Below are 16,666 nucleotides of genomic sequence, written 5' to 3' on the forward strand. Positions count from 1 at the left end.
GGCGGAGCCGGCGGAGCCGGACGGGCGTGCGGCGGGGGCTGGGCCGGGGGGTGCGGTCACGCCTTTTCCCAGGTCTGCTGGAGGTGGTTCATCCCCGTCAGCCAGCGGTCGGGGTCCGCCGCGCGGTGGCTGTAGTAGCCGGCGACCTCGGGGTGCGGGAGGATCAGGAAGCGGCCCTCGGCCATACCGGCGAAGAGCGCGTCCGCGACGTCCTCCGGGGCGATGGCGGTCGGGACGAGCACGAGCTCGCCGGCCGACCCGGTGGCGGTGAGCATGTCGGTGCGGACTCCCTGCGGACAGATGGCGTGGACCTCGATGCCCCGGTGGCGGTAGGTCAGCGAGAGCCACTCGGCGAAGGCGAGCGCGCCGTGCTTGGTGACACTGTACGGGGCGGCTCCGATCATGGTCAGCAGCCCGGCGGCCGAGACGGTGGACACGAAGCGGCCGCCGCCCCGCTCCAGCCAGTGCGGCAGCAGCGCCCGCGCCGCCCGTACGTGCGCCATGACGTTCGTCTGCCAGGCCGCTTCCCACACGGCCTCGTCGGCGGACTCGTCGCCGCCCGCACCGAGTCCGGCGTTCGCGCAGTAGATGTCGACGGTGCCGCCGAGCGCCTCGCGGGCCTGCTCCAGGATCGCCGAGGCGTCGCCGGGCACGGGCACCGCGCTCGCGCCGATCGCGTCGGCGACGGCCGCGGCCCTGCCGGGATCGAGGTCGTTGACCACCACGGTGGCGCCCTCGGCGGCGAAGCGGTGGGCGAGGGCGGCGCCGATACCGCCGCCCGCGCCGGTGACGACGACTCGCTTGCCCTGGTACGCGTCCACTGGGTCCACCTCTCGTGGCGGGGTCGGGAAACAGGGGCAGACTAACCAGTCGGTATGTCGGTGGGGAAGGGTACGACTGCCTAACGTGACGGGATGAGCGAATCGTTTCTGTCGCGACGGGGGCTGCTGTTGTCGGGGGCTTCGGGCGCGGCGGCGCTGGCCGGTGCGACCGCCGCCGGGGCGGCCGTGGGCGCCGCGCCCCGTCCCGGCGGCCGGGTGCGCACGGGGTTCGAGCGGCTCGCGGCCGACGGGTACGCCCTGCTCGCCGGAGGCCGGGTCGGCGTCGTCACGAACCCCACCGGCGTCACGGCCGACGCCCGCCACCTCGTCGACGTCCTGCACGCCGACGATCGCGTGGACCTGCGCGCGGTGTTCGGGCCGGAGCACGGCTTCCGCGGCACCGCGCAGGCCGGCGGTTCCGAGGGGCGGTCCACGGACCCGGCGACCGGACTGCCGGTGTACGACACCTACGGCAAGAGCGGCAGCGCGCTGGCCCAGGTGTTCACGGCGGCCGGGATCGACACCGTGGTGTTCGACATCCAGGACGTCGGGGCCCGCTTCTACACGTACATCTGGACGCTGTACGACGTCATGCGCGCCGCCGCCCTCGCGGACCTGACGGTCGTGGTGCTCGACCGCCCCAACCCGGTGGGCGGCCGGCGGGCCGCGGGGCCGGTGCTGGAGCCGGCGTACGCGAGCTTCGTCGGCCGGGAGCCGATCGCGCTCGCGCACGGGATGACGGCGGCGGAACTGGCCCGGCTCTTCAACGGGGAGTTCCTGACGGCGGCCCCCGCGCGGCTGCGCACCGTCGCGCTGGACGGGTGGCGGCGGGAGTCCTTCTTCGGGGCGACCGGGCTGCCCTGGGTGCCGCCGAGCCCGAACGTGCCGACCCCGGACACCGCCCTCGCGTACGCCGGCACCTGCCTGTTCGAGGGGACGAACCTGTCCGAGGGGCGGGGCACGACCACCCCCTTCGAGGTGGTCGGCGCCGAGGGGATCGACCGCCGGTGGGCGGAGGCGGCCGCCGCTCTGGAGCTGCCCGGCGTGTGGTTCCGCGAGGCGTACTTCACGCCCACCTTCTCGAAGTTCACCGGCAGGACCTGCGGCGGGGTGCGGCTGCTGGTGCACGACCGGGAGGTCTTCGATCCGGTGCGGGCCGGCATCGGGCTGCTGGTGACCGCGCGGCGGTCCTGGGCCGGCTTCGCCTGGCGCGCGGACCACTGGATCGACAGGCTCACCGGATCCGACCGGGTGCGGCGGCTGGTGGACGCGGGCGCCGGAGTGGAGGAGATCGTGGGCGACTGGTCGGCGGGACTCGCGCGGTTCGCGGCGGTCCGGGAGCGGTATCTCCTCTACACGTGAGGACAGCGCGAGGACCGCCCGAGGGCCGCGCGCGTCCCGCGTGAGGACGCGGTGCCGGCGACCGGTACCGGCGACCGGGGCCGGGCGGCGCGGCACGTGGCGAAGGGGGACGTCATGTCGGGTGTGGGCGTGGGACCGTACGCGGAGCTGACCATCGACGCGGAAGGGGACGTGTCCGGGCCGACCCGGGACGCGGTGGCCGGGCTGGACGCCACCGACCTGCTGGTCTTCTCGCACGGCTGGAACAGCGACCGGTCGACGGCGACCCGGCTCTACGACCGCTTCTTCGCCCCCTTCCCGGGACTCGTGCGACCGGGAATACGGCTGGGCTACGTGGGTGTGGTGTGGCCGGCGATGCGGTTCTCCGACGAGCCGATCCCCGACTTCGAGGCGATGGGCGCGCTCGGCGAGCCCGGCTACGGCGCCGCGCTGGACCCCGGCACCCGGCGGGCCCTGGGGGAATTCTGGCCGGGCCGGCGGGCCGAGCTGGACCGGGTCGCCGAACTGCTGGAGCTCCGGCCGGAGTCCGAGGCGGCCTTCGTCGAGTTCGGGGCGCTCGTGCGCGAACTGGCCGGGGTGGAGGTGGTGGCGACCGCGTCGGTGCGGGCGGTCGCGGCCGACGAGGTGCCGGCCCTGTTCACCCTGGACGTCCTGGAGGTGTGCCGGGCCTTCACCGACGCCCTCGCCGAGACGGGCGCACTGGGCGCGGGAGCCGGTGGCGCGGGAGCCGGTGGCGGTGGGCAGGCCCTGTCGGTGGGCGGCGGGCTGCGCCGGCTGTGGAGCGGCGGCAAGGAAGTCCTGCGGCAGGCCACGTACTACCAGATGAAGAAGCGCGCCGGCGTGGTCGGCGAGCGCGGCCTCGGCCCGGCCCTGGTGGACATCGCGCGCGGCCGCCCGGAGCTGCGGGTGCACCTGATCGGGCACAGCTTCGGGGCCCGCGTGGTGGCGTACGCGCTGCGCGCGGTGCCCGACGGCTGGGACTTCGTCAGGTCGCTGACCCTGCTCCAAGGAGCCTTCTCCCACTACGCGTTCGCCGAGCGGCTGCCGCACGACCACGGCCGCGGCGGGGGGCTGGGCGGGCTGCAGCGCCGGGTCGCCGGCCCGGTGGTCGCCTGCCACTCCGACCACGACACCGCCCTGAAGGTGTTCTATCCCCTGGCCTCCCGGATGGCAGGGGATTCGGCCGGACTCGCCGGGTTCGACGCCCGGTGGGGCGCGATCGGTCACGACGGGGTCCGGGCGGTGCCCGGGGCACCCCGGCTGACCCTCGACGGCGCCCTGCGCGGGGGCCTGCCCCAGGGCGGCTGCGTCAGCGTGGACGCGGGTTCCGTGGTCCGCCGCGGCGGGGCGCCCTCGGGGGCGCACAGCGACATCTGCCACGAGGAGCTGGCCCGGGTGGTGGTGTCCGCGGGACGGCTGGGGCGCTGACTTCCGGCCATGTGCCACCCGCACGCCTCGACCGCCCCCGCATGCGCCCGCACCCGGCCGGGCATGTTGGGCACATCGGCCGCCGCGGACGGAGGTGCAGGGGTGATGGCGGGTTTCCGGAGTCTGGCGTGTCAGGTACGCGATGCGGGCAACGACCGCGCGTTACGGCGCCATTCGCTGCGCCGCTGCCTGGAGAGATTCGCTCCCTACGGGCATCGGGCGACCTGGTGGCACCTGTGCGACCGGCACGGTATCGCACCGGAGGACCGGGCCGCCGACCCGCAGCGGCTGGTGGCGGCGCTGGAGGAACTGGAGGAGGCGCGGGCGGTCTGGCTGGCGTACGAGCGGCAGTTCGCCGAGCGGCGCCGCCGGGAGAAGCACGACGGGCTGCGCCGGCCGGAGTGGGCGTGGGGCGGCGAGGCGGTGGTGCGCTGCGCGGACCCGGGCGTACGGCCGGACGGGACGCTGGGCGAGGTGCTGCGGCGGCTGGTGAAGGCGCTGGAGTCGGAGCCGGGGACGGGCTGCCCGGTCTGCGGCGAGGAGGAACTGCGCTGGCCGGCGGACGGGCGGCACGGGCGGGGGCCGGGGGCGGCCCCGTTCGGTACGGCGGCGGGCCGGCCGCCGCGGCCCACGCCGCCGGGGACGCACGGGCCGTGGGACGGGCCGGTGTGCGCGGGGTGCGGCATCGTGGTGCCGCGCCCGGCGGTCACGGAGGCCAGGGCCGCGTGAGGCGGCGGGTCCCGGTGCTCCAGGTCTCGCTCAACGGTTCGCGGACGGCGGCGGACGGCGCGGCCGTGCCGATGTCACCGGACACGCTGGTGGAGTCGGCGGTGCGGTCGGTGGCGGCCGGGGCCACGGAGGTGCTGGTGCACCCGCGGACTCCGTGCGGGCGCGAGAGCCTCTCGCCCCGGGTGGTCGGGCCGGTGCTGGAGGCCCTGCGGGCGAGCGGGATCGGGGGTGGCGGCGGGGGTGGCGCCGGGGGCGGGGGCCCGGTGCCGCTGGCGGTGTGCGCGAGTGTGGCCGCCGAGCCGGATACGGCCGGGCGGATCGAGCGGGTGCGGTCGTGGACCGTCCTGCCGGACCGGGCGGTGGTCGACACCGGCCAGCCCGGCGCGGCGGGGCTGATGTCGGCGCTGCTGGAGCGGGGCGTGGCGGTGGACGCGCTGGTCCCGGCGGGCGGCGGGGCGATCGGCGCCGCGGTGGTCGCCGTACTGGGCCTGGACCCGGATCCGGGTCCCGATCCGGACCGGGGTCCGGATCGGGGTCCGGGTGCGGGCGGCCGTGCGGTGCGGCTGGTGGTCGAGCTGCGCTCCGCCGGGCCGGCGCCGGGCCCGGGCGAGCTGTACCGGCTGCCGCCGGGCGGGGTGCTGGCGTACGGGCGGGACGCCGCCGCCTGGCCGGTGCTGGAGGCGGCGGCGCGGTGGGGCGGTGGCGTCCGGGTGGGGCTGGGCGACGTACTGCTGCTGCCGGACGGGCGGCCGGCCCGGTCCAACGAGGAACTGGTGGCGGCGGCCGCCGTGTTGCTCGGAGGGCAGGCTCTCAGGGCTTGCCGGGCCACAGACGGGAGCCGGTGAGGCGCTCGCCGAAGACGTCGTCGGGGTTGGAGAGCACGCACGTCTCCAGCGACAGGCAGCCGCAGCCGATGCAGTCGGTCAAGTGGTCGCGCAGGCGGCCCAGTTGCTGGATGCGCTCGTCGAGCACGGCCCGCCAGTTCTCGGAGAGGCGGGCCCAGTCCTCGCGGTTGGGGGTGCGTTCCTCGGGCAGTTGGGAGAGGGCCTCGCGGATCGTGGCCAGCGGGATGCCCACGCGCTGGGCGGCGCGTACGAAGGCCACCCGGCGCAGCGCGTCGCGGCTGTAGCGGCGCTGGTTCCCTGCGGTGCGGCGGCTGCTGATCAGGCCCTTGGCCTCGTAGAAGTGGAGGGCGGAGACCGCGGCTCCGCTGCGCGCGGACAGCTGACCGACGGTGAGTTCGTGGATCTTCTCGGGAATCTGCGGCACCCGGCCGAGCCTAGTGGGCGGGCCGCGGCTCCGTTGACAGGGGCGGGTGCGCCACCCATGCTGTGCGCTGAGCAAGCGCTTGTTCCGAGTCCGTGGACGCAGTGCGAGAGGGTAGGGCATGGCCGAGCCGAGGATCTTCACATCCGCCGAGGAACTGCGCGCCGGGACCGGCGAACCACTGGGGCCCAGCGACTGGCTGGAGGTCGACCAGAAGCGGATCGACCTCTTCGCCGACGCGACCGGCGACCACCAGTGGATCCACGTGGATCCGGAGCGGGCCGCCTCGGGGCCGTTCGGCACGACCATCGCCCACGGGTACCTGACGCTGTCGCTGCTGCCGAGCCTGGTACCGCAGGTGATGCGGGTCGAGGGCATGCGGATGGGCATCAACTACGGCACGGACAAGGTGCGCTTCCCGGCGCCGGTGCCGGTCGGCTCGCGGCTGCGGGCCCGTGCCGTGATCACGGCGGTGACGGAGGCGGGCGAGGGCGTGCAGGTGGCCGCGACCGTGACCGTCGAGCGGGAGGGCGGCGACAAGCCGGTGTGCGTGGCGGAGACGGTCTCGCGTTACTACTTCTGACGCGGTACCTGCTTCGCGGTACCTCCGTCGCGGCGCCTCCCCCGCGCCCCCGGGGCTACCGCTGCCGGCCGGCCCCGACCATGCGGAGCACGAGGTCGGCGTAGAGCGCGCCGACCTCGTCGGGGGTGCGCCGGCCGGCCACGTTGAACCAGCGGGCCACGTCGATGCAGAGCGAGAGCACGGCGAGGGTGGTCCCGGGCACGTCGGGTACGTCGAACTCGCCCGCCCGGACGCCGTCGGAGAGGATCCGGCGTACCGCGGCGTCGCTCAGGCGGCGCAGTTCGATGATTTCGGAGCGGTGCTCCGGACCGAGAGCGTCGAGCTCGTACTGGACCACCCGGGCGGTGGTGTGGTGGGCGGCGTGCCACCGTACGAAGGACCGCACGGCGGCGTCGAGCCGGTCGGCGGCGGTGCCGGGGCCGTCGGCCGCGGTGGTCAGGATCTCCAGGGCCTTGTCGTGGCCGATCCGGCTGATCCGGTGGAGCAGCTCTTCCTTGGTCTTGTAGTGGATGTAGAGCGCGGCGGGGCTCATGCCGGCGCGGCCCGCGATGTCACGCGTGGTGGTGGCGTGGTACCCGCGCTCGGCGAAGGCCTCGACGGCGGCGATCAGCAGCCGCCGGGCCGCGTCGGGAGTGACCTCCGACCACGGCACGTACCCGTCGGGCCGCCCCGCGGTCTCCTCCGCGCTGTCCATCGTCGCCCACCCTTTCCACCGTGTGTGAGGTGCCACCTTACCGGAGGGTGAGCAAGCGCTTAGGTGTTCAGGCCTTCGGCTGGAAGGGGTCGTAGTCCACCATGAGCTTCTCCATCCGGGCCTGGTCGACGCGGCTGACGATCTGGCCGACCTCCTGGCGGTCGCGGATCACCTTGGCGAGGGTGAAGGCGGAGGTGGTCAGGTAGAGGGCCGCGATGCCGAGGAAGGCGCGCACCCAGGCGTCCGCGTCCAGGTTCCAGATCCCGATGGCCACGGCGGCGAGCGCGATACCGAAGGAGGCGATGGCCTGGCCGTAGTACGCCGCCGTGTTCTGCTGCTTGACCGGTGTCTCGTTCATGACCACAGGATCCGCCCCTGTGGCCCGCGCCACATCCGTACAGCTACTCAGCCGGGTACTCACGTGGGGCACTCGGCCCGGGCCGGCGCGAGCCGGGTCCGGGCCAGGGCCCGGGCGGGTCAGAACGCCGAAACCCCGGTGCGGGCGCGGCCGATGAGCAGCTTCTGGATCTGGCTGGTGCCCTCGTAGAGGGTCATCACCCGGGCGTCGCGCAGCAGCTTGCCCGCCGGGTACTCGTCGATGTAGCCGTAACCGCCGTGCACCTGGAGGGCGTTGCTCGCCGCGCGGACGGCCGCCTCGGAGGCGAAGAGCTTGGCGGTGGCGGACTCGGTGGCGAAGGGCTGCCCGCGGTCGATGAGGTCGGCGACCCGCCAGGTCAGCAGACGGGCCGCGTCGACGTCCACGGAGATGTCGGCGATGAGCTCCTGGACCAGCTGGTGGTGCGCGATCGACTTGCCGAACTGCTCGCGTTCGGTGGCGTAGGAGACGGCCGCGTCCAGGGCCGCCTGCGCGATGCCGACGCAGCCCGCGGCGACCGACATCCGGCCCTTGGCCAGCGCCGACATGGCCACCGAGAAGCCCTTGCCGGCCGGGCCGAGCAGCGCGGAGGCCGGTACCCGTACGTCCTGGAGGACCAGTTCGGCGGTCGCCTGGCCGCGCAGGCCGAGCTTGCCGTGGATCTCACGGCGGGTCAGGCCGGGGGTGTCGGTGGGCACGAGGAAGGCGGAGACACCGCGGTGGCCGGGCTCGTCGCCGGTGCGGGCGAAGAGGAGGACGACGTCGGCCCAGGTGCCGTTGGTGATGAACATCTTGCTGCCGTTGATCACATAGCCGTCGCCGTCACCGTCGGCGGCATCGCTGCCGACGGGCGTCGCGCGGGTGGTCAGGGCGGCGGCGTCGGATCCGGTGCCGGGCTCGGTCAGGCCGAAGCAGCCGAGGGCGTCGCCGGAGCACAGCCGGGGCAGCCAGGCCTGCTTCTGGTCCTCGCTCCCCCAGGCGGCGATCGTCTTGGCGACCAGGCCGAGCGAGACGGAGACGATGCCGCGCACGGCGGAATCGCCGCGCCCGAGCTCCTCGGTGACCAGGACGTACGTGAGGTGGTCGCCGCCGCTGCCGCCGTACTCCTCGGGGACGGTCAGCCCGAGGAAGCCGAGCGCGCCGAGCTTCTCGACGATGGCCCGGTCCACGCTCTCGGCGCGGTCCCAGGCGGCGGCGTACGGCAGGACCTCGCGCTCGACGAAGTCGCGGGCGAGCCGGCGTACCGCGGTCTGCTCCGGTGTGAGCTCCAGGTTCATGACCACCCCTCGACGGGCCGCGGCCAATAAATTAGCGGCGGTAGTTTTTAGTGGGCAGGCCCTACTATGTGGCGCATGGCCAGACCGCGCAAGCCCCTCCTCAGCCGGGACCGGATCGTCACGGCGGCGGGCGCGCTGGTGGACGCGGAGGGTCTGGAAGCGCTGTCGACGCGGCGGCTGGCGGCCTCGCTCGGGGTCAGCGGACCGTCGCTCTACAACCACTTCCGTACGAAGGACGAGATCCTGGACGCGGTCGCGGACGCGGTGAGCGCCCGCGTGGACCTGTCCATGTTCGAGGAGGGTGACCCGCGTGACTGGCGCACGGCGCTGTACGACTGGGCGCACTCCTACCGCGACGCGCTGGCGGACCACCCCCACCTGGTGCCGGTGCTCGCGCGCGGACCGGGGCGCCGGCCGGCCGGACTGCGGGTGGCCGACGCGGTGTTCGGCGGGATGACGGCCGCGGGCTGGCCCGCGGCGCACGCCACCCGCATCGGCGCCCTGATGCGCTACTTCATCCTGGGCTCGGCGGTCGGCTCCTTCGCCCAGGGCTTCGTGGACGACGCCGCCGCCTACGACCCGGCGGACTACCCCCACCTGGGGCGGGCGCACCTGCTGGCCGAACGCCGCCGCGAGGTGGACGAGGGTGCCTTCGAGACGGGCCTGGCCGCCCTCCTGGACGGCCTGGCCCTGCAGTTCGCGACGGTGCGCGGACCGGAGGCGGACCCGGCCTAGTCGTGCCGCGGCCTGGTTGTGCCGTGGTCTGGTTGTGCCGTGGTCTGGTTGTGCCGTGGTCTGGTTGTGCCGTGGCCTAGGTGTGCCGTGGCCCTAGAAGACGACCAGGGAGCGGCCGCCCTTGCCCGCGAGCATCGCGTCGAAGGCCGCCGGGATGCCCTCGAGGCCGATCCGGTCGGTGACCAGGGAGCCGAGGTCGAGGCGGCCGGCGCGGACGTGGTCGGCGATGACCGGGAGGTCGCGGGCCGGATCGCTGTTGCCGTAGACGCAGCCGGTGAGGGTGCGGGCGAAGTGGAAGATCTCCAGGGCGTGGAAGGTGATCTGCTGCTCCTTGCCGCCGATGCCGACGACCGTCGTGCGCCCGCCGCGCCGGGTCGATTCCCAGGCGGTACGGATGGCCGCGGCCCGGCCGACGCACTCGACGGCGACATCGGCGCCCTGGCCGCCGGTCAGCGCCCGGATCTCCTTGGCGGTGGTGTCGGAGGCGAGGACGAACTCGGTGGCGCCGGCCGCGCGGGCCAGTTCCTCCTTGGCGGGCGAGACGTCCACGGCGACGACCGGGCCGGCTCCGGCGATCCGGGCGGCCTGCAGGGCGGCCAGCCCCACGCCGCCGACGCCGAAGACGGCGACGGACTCGCCGGAGCGGACGCGGGCGCTGTGGTGGACGGCGCCGTAGCCGGTGAGGACGGCGCAGCCGAGCAGCGCGGCTTCGGTGAGCGGGACACCGGCCGGTGCGGGCAGCACGCAGTTGGCCGCCACCACGGTCTCCTCGGCGAACGCGGCCACGTTCAGCCCCGGGTGCAGCTCGGTGCCGTCGGCGGTGTGGCCGTGTACGGCGCCGACACCGGTGAGGGCGTGGGCGCAGAGCCAGACCTCGCCCATCGCGCAGTGGTGGCACCGTCCGCAGGACGGGGCCCAGTTGAGGACGACCCCGTCCCCGGGGGCGACGTGGGTGACGCCCTCGCCGACCGCGAGGACGGTACCCGCGCCCTCGTGGCCGAGGACGGCGGGCACGGGGATCCTCATGGTGCCGTTGGTGAGGGAGAGGTCGGAGTGGCAGACCCCGGCGGCGGCGAGCTTGACCCGGACCTGGCCGGGACCGGGCTCGGGCAGCACGATGTCCACTATCTCGAGCGGGGCTCCGACGGCGGGCAGGACGGCGGCGCGGACCATGGTGGTTTCTCTCGTCTGTTGAACGGCGGGCGGCGGGCGGCGGGCGGTGGACGGCGGGCGGTGGACGGCGGGCGGCGGGCGGCTGCCGCGCCGCCCGCCTCGCCCGGGGTCAGAACTGCAGGGACTTGGTCTGGAGGTACTCCGCCAGACCGTGCGGGCCCAGCTCGCGGCCGACGCCCGACTGCTTGTAGCCGCCGAACGGCGCCAGCGGGTTGAACCGGCCGCCGTTGATGTCCACCTGGCCCGTCTCCATCCGGCGGGCGAAGGCGACCGCCGTCTCCTCGTCCGCCGCCCAGACCGCGCCGCCCAGACCGTAGACGGTGCCGTTGGCGATCCGTACCGCGTCCTCCTCGTCCTCGTACGCCAGGACCGACAGGACCGGGCCGAAGATCTCCTCCTGGGCGATGGTCATGTCGGGCGTGACGTCGGCGAAGAGGGTCGGGGCGATGTAGTAACCGTGGCCGCGCGGCGCGTCGGGGCCGCCGACGACCAGGCGCGCGCCCTCCTCGACTCCCTTCTCGATGTATCCGCGCACGCGGTCGCGCTGCTTGGCGCTGACGACCGGGCCGAGGCGGGTGCCCTCCGCCTGCGGGTCGCCCACCGGGTACGCGGCCATGGCGTCGGCGGCGAGGGCGACGGCCTCCTCGTACTGGTCGCGGTGGACGAGCATCCGGGTCAGCGCGTTGCAGCTCTGGCCGGCGTTGTTCATGACGTGGCCGACACCGGTGGCGACGGCCTTGGGCAGGTCGGCCCCGGGCAGGATGACATTGGCCGATTTGCCACCCAGCTCCAGCGCGACGCGCTTGATCGCGGCGCCGGCGGTGGCGCCGATCAGCTTGCCGACGGCGGTGGATCCGGTGAAGGAGACCAGGTCCACCTCCGGGTGGGCGGCCAGCGCCTGCCCGGCGACCGGGCCCGTGCCGGTGACCAGGTTGAAGACACCGGCCGGGACGCCCGCCTCGTGCACGGCCTCGGCGAAGAGCTGCGCGGTCAGCGGGGTGTCCTCGGCGGGCTTGAGGACGACGGTGCACCCGGCGGCGAGAGCGGGTGCCACCTTGGCAACGATCTGGTGCAGCGGGTAGTTCCAGGGCGTGATCGCCCCGACCACGCCGACCGGCTCCATGAGCACGGTGGAGTTGCCGAGCCGCTCCTCGAACCCGTACGTCGCCGCCAGGTCGGCGTACGTGGAGGCCACCGCGACCGGGGCGCCGACGTGGATCTTCTCCGAGAAGCCGAGCGGGGAGCCCAGCTCGGCGGTGATGACCTCGGCGAACTCGCCCTTGCGGGCCACCAGGACGTCGCGCACCGCGCCGATCAGCGCGGCCCGCTCGGCCGGCGGGGTCGCGGCCCAGCCGGGGAAGGCGGCGCGGGCGGCCCGTACCGCCGCGTCCACGTCGTCGGCGTTACCGGCCGGGACACCGGCGATGACCTGCTCGTCGGCCGGGTTCAGGACATCGATCCGCTCGCGGCCGGCGGCGGGCCGCCATGCGCCGTCGATGTACATCCCGTCGTGGACCTTCATGGCATTCCTCCCGAGCACGAACGCGTGGACCTCCGCCGACACCTTACAAACGAGCGCCGGTAGTTTTCGGTCGGCCGGCCCCCGACGCCTCAGATGATGCCGAAAAGCATCCCCGCGGCCAGGACCACGAGGGAGGTGAGCGCGGCCCACTTCACGGTGAAGCGGGTGTGGTCGCCGAACTCGACCTTCGCCATCCCGACGAGCACGTAGACGGCCGGGACGAGCGGGCTGGACATGTGCAGGGCCTGGCCGACCAGGGAGGCGCGGGCGATCTCCACCGGGGAGACGCCGTGGGCGGCGCCGGCCTCGGCGAGGACCGGCAGGACGCCGAAGTAGAAGCCGTCGTTGGACATGAAGTACGTGAGCGGCAGGCTGAGCAGGCCGGTGACCAGGGCCATGTGCGGGCCCATTCCCTCGGGTACGGCGTCCACCAGCCAGTCGGCCATGTGCTTGACCATGCCGGTGCCGGTGAGGACGCCGGTGAAGACGGCGGCGGCGAAGACCATGCCGGCGACGTTGAGGACGTTGTCGGCGTGGGCGGCGATGCGGGCCTTCTGGTCCGGCATGTGGGGGAAGTTGACGGTGAGGGCGAGGGCGGCGCCGAGCAGGAAGAGCACCGGGATGGGGAGCAGCTCGGTGATCATCGCGGTGAGCAGGGCGAGGGTGAGGCCCGCGTTGAACCAGTAGAGCTTGGGGCGCAGGGTCTCGCGGTGGGGATCGAGGCCCTGGAAGCCGTCCTCGGCGTCGGCGTCGGCGTCGGCGTCGGACCCGGTCGCCGCGGACTCGGCGCCGGGGGCGGACTCGGCGTCGGCGCCCGTCGTACCGGAGCCTCCGGTCGGGCGGGAGGGCGCACGGCCGCTGCCGGACGCGCCGCCGCCGGGGGCCGCCGCCACGGACACCGGCTCCGGCTCGGTCACGGCGTCCGTCTCCGGCGTACCGGGGAGCGCCAGCGTGCCGAGGCGGCGGCGCTCGCGGATGCCGAGGACGTACGCCAGGAGGAAGACGCAGAGCAGGCCGACCGCGAGGGCCGGGATCATCGGCACGAAGATCTCGCCCGCGTCGAGCCCCAGCGCGGAGGCGGCGCGGGCGGTGGGGCCGCCCCAGGGCAGGGTGTTCATGACGCCGTTGGCGGTGGCGGCGACGCCCGTCATCACCACCAGGCTCAGGCCGAGGCGCTTGTAGAGCGGATACATGGCCGACACCGTGATCATGAAGGTGGTGGAGCCGTCGCCGTCGAGCGAGACGATCGCGGCGAGCAGCGCGGTGCCGACCACGACGCGCATCGGGTCGGCCTTGCAGAACCGCAGGATGACCCGGACGATCGGGTCGAACAGGCCGACGTCGATCATCACGCCGAAGTAGACGATGGCGAACATGAGCATCGCGGCGGTCGGCGCGAGTTTGCCGACGCCGTCGATGACGTAGTCGCCCAGCTGCGCGCCCTGTCCGGCGACGACGCAGAAGAGCGCGGGAATGAGGACGAGCGCCGCGATGGGCGACATTTTCTTCATCATGATCAGGACCAGGAAGGTCCCGATCATGGCGAAGCCGAGGAAGGTCAGCATGCAGGGACGGTAGGTCCCGCATCTTTACGCCAACAAGACGTGGGCGCGTGAGCAATACGAGCAAAACCCCAGGTCAGGCGGGTGATCTTAGGGAAGGGGCCGGAGCTCCACGGGGAAGCCGTTCAGGACGGCGGTACCGGAGAGCGGATCCAGGCGGCTGCCGTCGAGCAGCTGGTTGACGTTGTGACCGGGCCGGACGGCGGCCACCGAGAGCCGGGCTCCGGGCCGGTCGTGGCCCCAGCCGTGCGGCAGGGACACCACGCCCGTGCGGACGGCGTCGGTGACCTCGACGGGTACGTCGAGACTGCCGCCGTCGGCGGTGATCCGGGCCCGGCCGCCGTCGGCCAGGCCCAGCCGGCCGGCGTCCTCGGGGTGGACCTGGAGGGTGCAGCGGTTGGAACCTCCGGTGAGGGCCGGGACGTTGTGCAGCCAGCTGTTGTTGGACCGCAGATGGCGGCGGCCCACGAGCACGAGGGTCGCGGGGCGGGCGCCGAGCGCCGCGCGCAGTCTCGGCAGCTCGGCCGCGATCGGCTCCGGCAGCAGCTCGATCCCGCCGCTGCGGGTGTTCAGTACGCCCGGGATCCGGGGGCGCAGGGGGCCCAGGTCGATGCCGTGCGGGTGGGCGCGCAAGCGCTCCAGGGTGAGTCCGTCGCCCGCCTCGTCCGGCAGCTCCGCCGGGCGGGGCCCGAGGCCGAACCGGTCGCCGTACGGGCCGAGCCGGAGCATCAGGTCCAGGCGCCGTTCGGGGCCGCTCGTCCCGGTGAGCAGGCCGGCGAGGCGGTCGGGGTCCTCGCCGTGCAGCGGGGAGGCGGGGTCGGCCGCGGCCCGGGTGAGGGTGGTGGTGACGGCGAGTTCGTCGACGGCGGTGGCGGGCGTGCCGTGCATGCCGGACGCGGCCAGGATCAGGCGCGCGTGGATCTCGCACTCGTCCATGCGGCCGGGCTGGAGGGGCACGGCGGCGGGGCTGAAGCGGGCCTGGTTGCGGACGGCGAAGGCGTTGAAGGCGAAGTCGAAGTGGGCGCTCTGCGCGGGCGGCGGCGGGGGCAGGACGACGTGGGCGTGGCGGGAGGTCTCGTTCAGGTACGGGTCGACGGAGACCATGAAGTCCAGCCCGGCCAGGGCCGCGTCGAGGCGGTCGCCGTCGGGCGCGGACAGGACGGGGTTGGCGGCGATGGCGATCACCGCCCGGATCCGGCCCTCGCCCGGGGTGTCGATCTCCTCGGCGAGGGCGGCGATGGGGAGTTCGCTCTTGGCCTCGGGGTGGCCGGAGACGCGGCTGGTCCAGCGGCCGAGCGAGAAGCCCTTGCCGGGGCCGGCCGGGCGGGGCGCGGTGGCGGAGAGCGGGAAGAGGGCGCCGCCGGGGCGGTCGAGGTTGCCGGTGAGGAGGTTGAGGACGTCGACCAGCCAGCTGGCCAGGGTGCCGTGCTCGACGGTGCAGCTGCCGATCCGGCCGTAGACGGCGGCGGTGGGGGCGGCGGCCAGGGCCCGGGCGAGGCCGCGGATCTCGTCGGCGGCCAGGTCGCAGGCGGGGGCGACGGCCTCGGGGGTGAAGTCGGCGAGGGCGTCGGCGAGTCGGGGCAGGCCTTCGGTGTGCCGCTCCAGGTGCGGGCCGGGGTCGGCGAGCTTCTCGGCGAGGAGGGTGTGCGCCAGGGCGGCCAGCAGCAGGGCGTCGCTGCCGGGGCGGGGCGCGAGGTGGCGGTCGGCGAGGGCGGCGGTGCGGGTGCGGCGCGGGTCGACGACGACGAGGGTGCCGCCGCGGGCGCGCAGGGCCTTCAGGCGGCCGGGGAAGTCGGGGGCGGTGCACAGGGAGCCGTTGGAGTCGAGCGGGTTGGCGCCCAGGAGCAGCAGGAAGTCGGTGCGGTCGAGGTCGGGGACGGGGATGGCGAAGGGGTCTCCGAAGAGCAGTCCGCTGGAGACGTGCTTGGGCATCTGGTCGAGGGTGCTGGCGGTGAAGAGGTTGCGGGTGCCGAGGGCTTTGAGGAGCAGCGGTGGGTAGAGGGCGCCGGCCATGGTGTGGACGTTGGGGTTGCCGAGGACGACGCCGACGCCGTCGGGCCCGTGGGCGCGGACCAGGGCGGGCAGGGCGGCGGCGATCGCGTCGAAGGCCTCCTGCCAGGTGGCTTCGACGAGCCGGCCGCCGCGGCGTACGAGCGGGGTGCGCAGCCGGTCGGGGTCGGCGTCGACGGCGCCGAACGCGGCGCCCTTGGGGCAGATGAAGCCGCGGCTGAAGACGTCCTCGCGGTCGCCGCGGGCGCCGGTGACGGTGGCGCCGTCGAGGGTGAGGGTGAGGCCGCAGGTGGCTTCGCAGAGGGGGCAGATGCGCAGGGCGGTGCGGGGCATGGGCCCTCCAGGGGCGGCAGGCGTCGGCACGGGGGCGCGGGTGGGCGCCGGGGCGCGGGCGGACCGAGCATACCGAACGGTATGGAGGGTGGCGAGGGGTGCACCGGCCCCGGCCCGGTGGTGCCGGGAGGGCCGGGTCAGTCGAGGACGCGGGCGAGGTAGGCGTGCATCATCGCGCGGGTCTCGGCGACGATGTCGGGATCGCCGGAGGGGTGGGCGCGGAAGGCCAGTTGGACCAGGGCGTCGGTGGCCTCGACGGCGACCAGGACGGCGCGCCGCAGTTCGGGCGCGGGGTCGAGCCGGAGGTGGCCGCAGAGCAGTTCGGTGAGGCGGGCGGCGACCAGGTCGTTGGGGTCGTCGGAGGCGCGGTGCGGGTCGCCGTCGGCGCCGGCCGGGGGCGCGGGGACGCCGAAGTCGACGAGGGCGAAGCCGGGGACGGAGCGCTTCATGGCGAGGTACTCGTCGAGCACGGCGTCCACGACCGGCCGCCAGTGGGTGCCCGGCAGGCCCGCGAGCCGGTGCGCGATGCCCTCGGCGTAGCGGTCGAGGTTGCGGTGGGCGAGGGCGTCGGCCATGGCGCGCTTGTTGCCGAAGAAGCGGTACACGGAGCCGATGGGCACACCGGCGCGCTGGGCGACGGCGCGGGTGCTGAGGTTCTCGTACCCCGTCTCGTCGAGGAGTTCGGCGCAGGCGTCGAGGATCCGGGCGAGGCGGTCGGCGCTGCGCTGCTGGATCGGGGTGCGGCGGAGAGGGTGGGCGGGAGGCACGGGGTCCATCATGCCGCTCCTGGGCCGG

At 74.5% G+C, this 16,666-nt stretch carries 16 protein-coding genes; 6 read left to right on the forward strand and 10 right to left on the reverse strand.

Features of this window, described 5'->3' with window-relative positions:
* Positions 1 to 56 precede the first annotated feature (56 nt).
* Entirely contained in the window at positions 57 to 821 is a 765-nt protein-coding gene (locus ACZ6KO_RS23735; RefSeq protein ID WP_469305992.1) for an SDR family oxidoreductase, read from the reverse strand.
* Positions 822 to 914: 93 nt separating this feature from the next.
* Here ACZ6KO_RS23735 and ACZ6KO_RS23740 point away from each other — a divergent pair, with 93 nt between their 5' ends.
* From ACZ6KO_RS23740 to ACZ6KO_RS23755, 4 genes are all read left to right on the forward strand, one after another.
* Positions 915 to 2,183, forward strand: coding sequence for an exo-beta-N-acetylmuramidase NamZ family protein (locus ACZ6KO_RS23740; protein WP_469305993.1), 1,269 nt, complete (start codon positions 915 to 917; stop codon positions 2,181 to 2,183).
* Between the two features lie 114 nt (positions 2,184 to 2,297).
* A complete protein-coding gene (locus tag ACZ6KO_RS23745; protein ID WP_469305994.1) occupies positions 2,298 to 3,611 on the forward strand; it encodes a serine-threonine protein kinase in 1,314 nt (437 codons plus the stop codon).
* Positions 3,612 to 3,716: 105 nt separating this feature from the next.
* Complete coding sequence (locus tag ACZ6KO_RS23750; RefSeq protein WP_469305995.1) at positions 3,717 to 4,340, forward strand: hypothetical protein; 624 nt, start codon at positions 3,717 to 3,719, stop codon at positions 4,338 to 4,340.
* Positions 4,337 to 5,185, forward strand: a complete 849-nt coding sequence (locus ACZ6KO_RS23755) for a 3-keto-5-aminohexanoate cleavage protein (protein WP_469305996.1) — start codon at positions 4,337 to 4,339, stop codon at positions 5,183 to 5,185. The genes ACZ6KO_RS23750 and ACZ6KO_RS23755 overlap by 4 nt, the downstream gene beginning before the upstream one ends.
* On the opposite strand, the gene soxR is transcribed toward ACZ6KO_RS23755, so the two are convergent.
* Positions 5,151 to 5,609: a redox-sensitive transcriptional activator SoxR gene (soxR, locus tag ACZ6KO_RS23760; protein ID WP_401456473.1), complete on the reverse strand. Its 459-nt coding sequence runs from the start codon at positions 5,607 to 5,609 to the stop codon at positions 5,151 to 5,153. The genes ACZ6KO_RS23755 and soxR overlap by 35 nt on opposite strands.
* A gap of 118 nt (positions 5,610 to 5,727) precedes the next feature.
* On the opposite strand from soxR, the gene ACZ6KO_RS23765 reads away from it, so the two are divergent.
* Positions 5,728 to 6,189: a MaoC family dehydratase gene (locus ACZ6KO_RS23765; RefSeq protein WP_469305997.1), complete on the forward strand. Its 462-nt coding sequence runs from the start codon at positions 5,728 to 5,730 to the stop codon at positions 6,187 to 6,189.
* A gap of 55 nt (positions 6,190 to 6,244) precedes the next feature.
* Here ACZ6KO_RS23765 and ACZ6KO_RS23770 read toward each other — a convergent pair whose 3' ends face one another.
* From ACZ6KO_RS23770 to ACZ6KO_RS23780, 3 genes are all read right to left on the reverse strand, one after another.
* Positions 6,245 to 6,883: a TetR/AcrR family transcriptional regulator gene (locus ACZ6KO_RS23770; protein WP_469305998.1), complete on the reverse strand. Its 639-nt coding sequence runs from the start codon at positions 6,881 to 6,883 to the stop codon at positions 6,245 to 6,247.
* A gap of 67 nt (positions 6,884 to 6,950) precedes the next feature.
* Positions 6,951 to 7,241, reverse strand: a complete 291-nt coding sequence (locus tag ACZ6KO_RS23775) for a YiaA/YiaB family inner membrane protein (protein ID WP_469305999.1) — start codon at positions 7,239 to 7,241, stop codon at positions 6,951 to 6,953.
* 119 nt (positions 7,242 to 7,360) lie between these two features.
* Positions 7,361 to 8,536, reverse strand: a complete 1,176-nt coding sequence (locus ACZ6KO_RS23780) for an acyl-CoA dehydrogenase family protein (RefSeq protein WP_469306000.1) — start codon at positions 8,534 to 8,536, stop codon at positions 7,361 to 7,363.
* Between the two features lie 75 nt (positions 8,537 to 8,611).
* Here ACZ6KO_RS23780 and ACZ6KO_RS23785 point away from each other — a divergent pair, with 75 nt between their 5' ends.
* Complete coding sequence (locus ACZ6KO_RS23785; RefSeq protein WP_469306001.1) at positions 8,612 to 9,271, forward strand: TetR/AcrR family transcriptional regulator; 660 nt, start codon at positions 8,612 to 8,614, stop codon at positions 9,269 to 9,271.
* Positions 9,272 to 9,364: 93 nt separating this feature from the next.
* On the opposite strand, the gene ACZ6KO_RS23790 is transcribed toward ACZ6KO_RS23785, so the two are convergent.
* From ACZ6KO_RS23790 to ACZ6KO_RS23810, 5 genes are all read right to left on the reverse strand, one after another.
* Positions 9,365 to 10,444 (reverse strand): Zn-dependent alcohol dehydrogenase, encoded by a 1,080-nt coding sequence (locus ACZ6KO_RS23790; RefSeq protein ID WP_469306002.1) that lies wholly within the window; start codon positions 10,442 to 10,444, stop codon positions 9,365 to 9,367.
* A gap of 109 nt (positions 10,445 to 10,553) precedes the next feature.
* On the reverse strand, positions 10,554 to 11,966 hold the full coding sequence (locus tag ACZ6KO_RS23795) for an aldehyde dehydrogenase family protein (protein ID WP_469306003.1): 1,413 nt from the start codon (positions 11,964 to 11,966) through the stop codon (positions 10,554 to 10,556).
* Positions 11,967 to 12,055: 89 nt separating this feature from the next.
* Positions 12,056 to 13,531, reverse strand: coding sequence for a CitMHS family transporter (locus tag ACZ6KO_RS23800; RefSeq protein ID WP_469306004.1), 1,476 nt, complete (start codon positions 13,529 to 13,531; stop codon positions 12,056 to 12,058).
* An 87-nt stretch (positions 13,532 to 13,618) separates the two neighbouring features.
* Positions 13,619 to 15,871, reverse strand: a complete 2,253-nt coding sequence (locus ACZ6KO_RS23805; RefSeq protein WP_469306005.1) for a molybdopterin oxidoreductase family protein — start codon at positions 15,869 to 15,871, stop codon at positions 13,619 to 13,621.
* A gap of 137 nt (positions 15,872 to 16,008) precedes the next feature.
* The gene (locus tag ACZ6KO_RS23810; RefSeq protein WP_469306006.1) at positions 16,009 to 16,647 is read right to left on the reverse strand and encodes a TetR/AcrR family transcriptional regulator; all 639 of its coding nucleotides are present in this window, start codon (positions 16,645 to 16,647) and stop codon (positions 16,009 to 16,011) included.
* Positions 16,648 to 16,666: the final 19 nt, after the last annotated feature.

It is taken from the genome of Streptomyces sp. NPDC042102 (assembly GCF_055582305.1).

Coding starts and splice junctions, on each gene's coding strand:
- ACZ6KO_RS23810 (WP_469306006.1), bottom strand. CDS start 16,647: ATGGACCCCGTGCCTCCCGCCCACCCTCTCCGCCGCACCCCGATCCAG.
- ACZ6KO_RS23795 (WP_469306003.1), bottom strand. CDS start 11,966: ATGAAGGTCCACGACGGGATGTACATCGACGGCGCATGGCGGCCCGCC.
- ACZ6KO_RS23785 (WP_469306001.1), top strand. CDS start 8,612: ATGGCCAGACCGCGCAAGCCCCTCCTCAGCCGGGACCGGATCGTCACG.
- ACZ6KO_RS23765 (WP_469305997.1), top strand. CDS start 5,728: ATGGCCGAGCCGAGGATCTTCACATCCGCCGAGGAACTGCGCGCCGGG.
- ACZ6KO_RS23780 (WP_469306000.1), bottom strand. CDS start 8,536: ATGAACCTGGAGCTCACACCGGAGCAGACCGCGGTACGCCGGCTCGCC.
- ACZ6KO_RS23750 (WP_469305995.1), top strand. CDS start 3,717: ATGGCGGGTTTCCGGAGTCTGGCGTGTCAGGTACGCGATGCGGGCAAC.
- ACZ6KO_RS23770 (WP_469305998.1), bottom strand. CDS start 6,883: ATGGACAGCGCGGAGGAGACCGCGGGGCGGCCCGACGGGTACGTGCCG.
- ACZ6KO_RS23790 (WP_469306002.1), bottom strand. CDS start 10,444: ATGGTCCGCGCCGCCGTCCTGCCCGCCGTCGGAGCCCCGCTCGAGATA.
- ACZ6KO_RS23775 (WP_469305999.1), bottom strand. CDS start 7,241: ATGAACGAGACACCGGTCAAGCAGCAGAACACGGCGGCGTACTACGGC.
- ACZ6KO_RS23740 (WP_469305993.1), top strand. CDS start 915: ATGAGCGAATCGTTTCTGTCGCGACGGGGGCTGCTGTTGTCGGGGGCT.
- ACZ6KO_RS23800 (WP_469306004.1), bottom strand. CDS start 13,531: ATGCTGACCTTCCTCGGCTTCGCCATGATCGGGACCTTCCTGGTCCTG.
- ACZ6KO_RS23745 (WP_469305994.1), top strand. CDS start 2,298: ATGTCGGGTGTGGGCGTGGGACCGTACGCGGAGCTGACCATCGACGCG.
- ACZ6KO_RS23805 (WP_469306005.1), bottom strand. CDS start 15,871: ATGCCCCGCACCGCCCTGCGCATCTGCCCCCTCTGCGAAGCCACCTGC.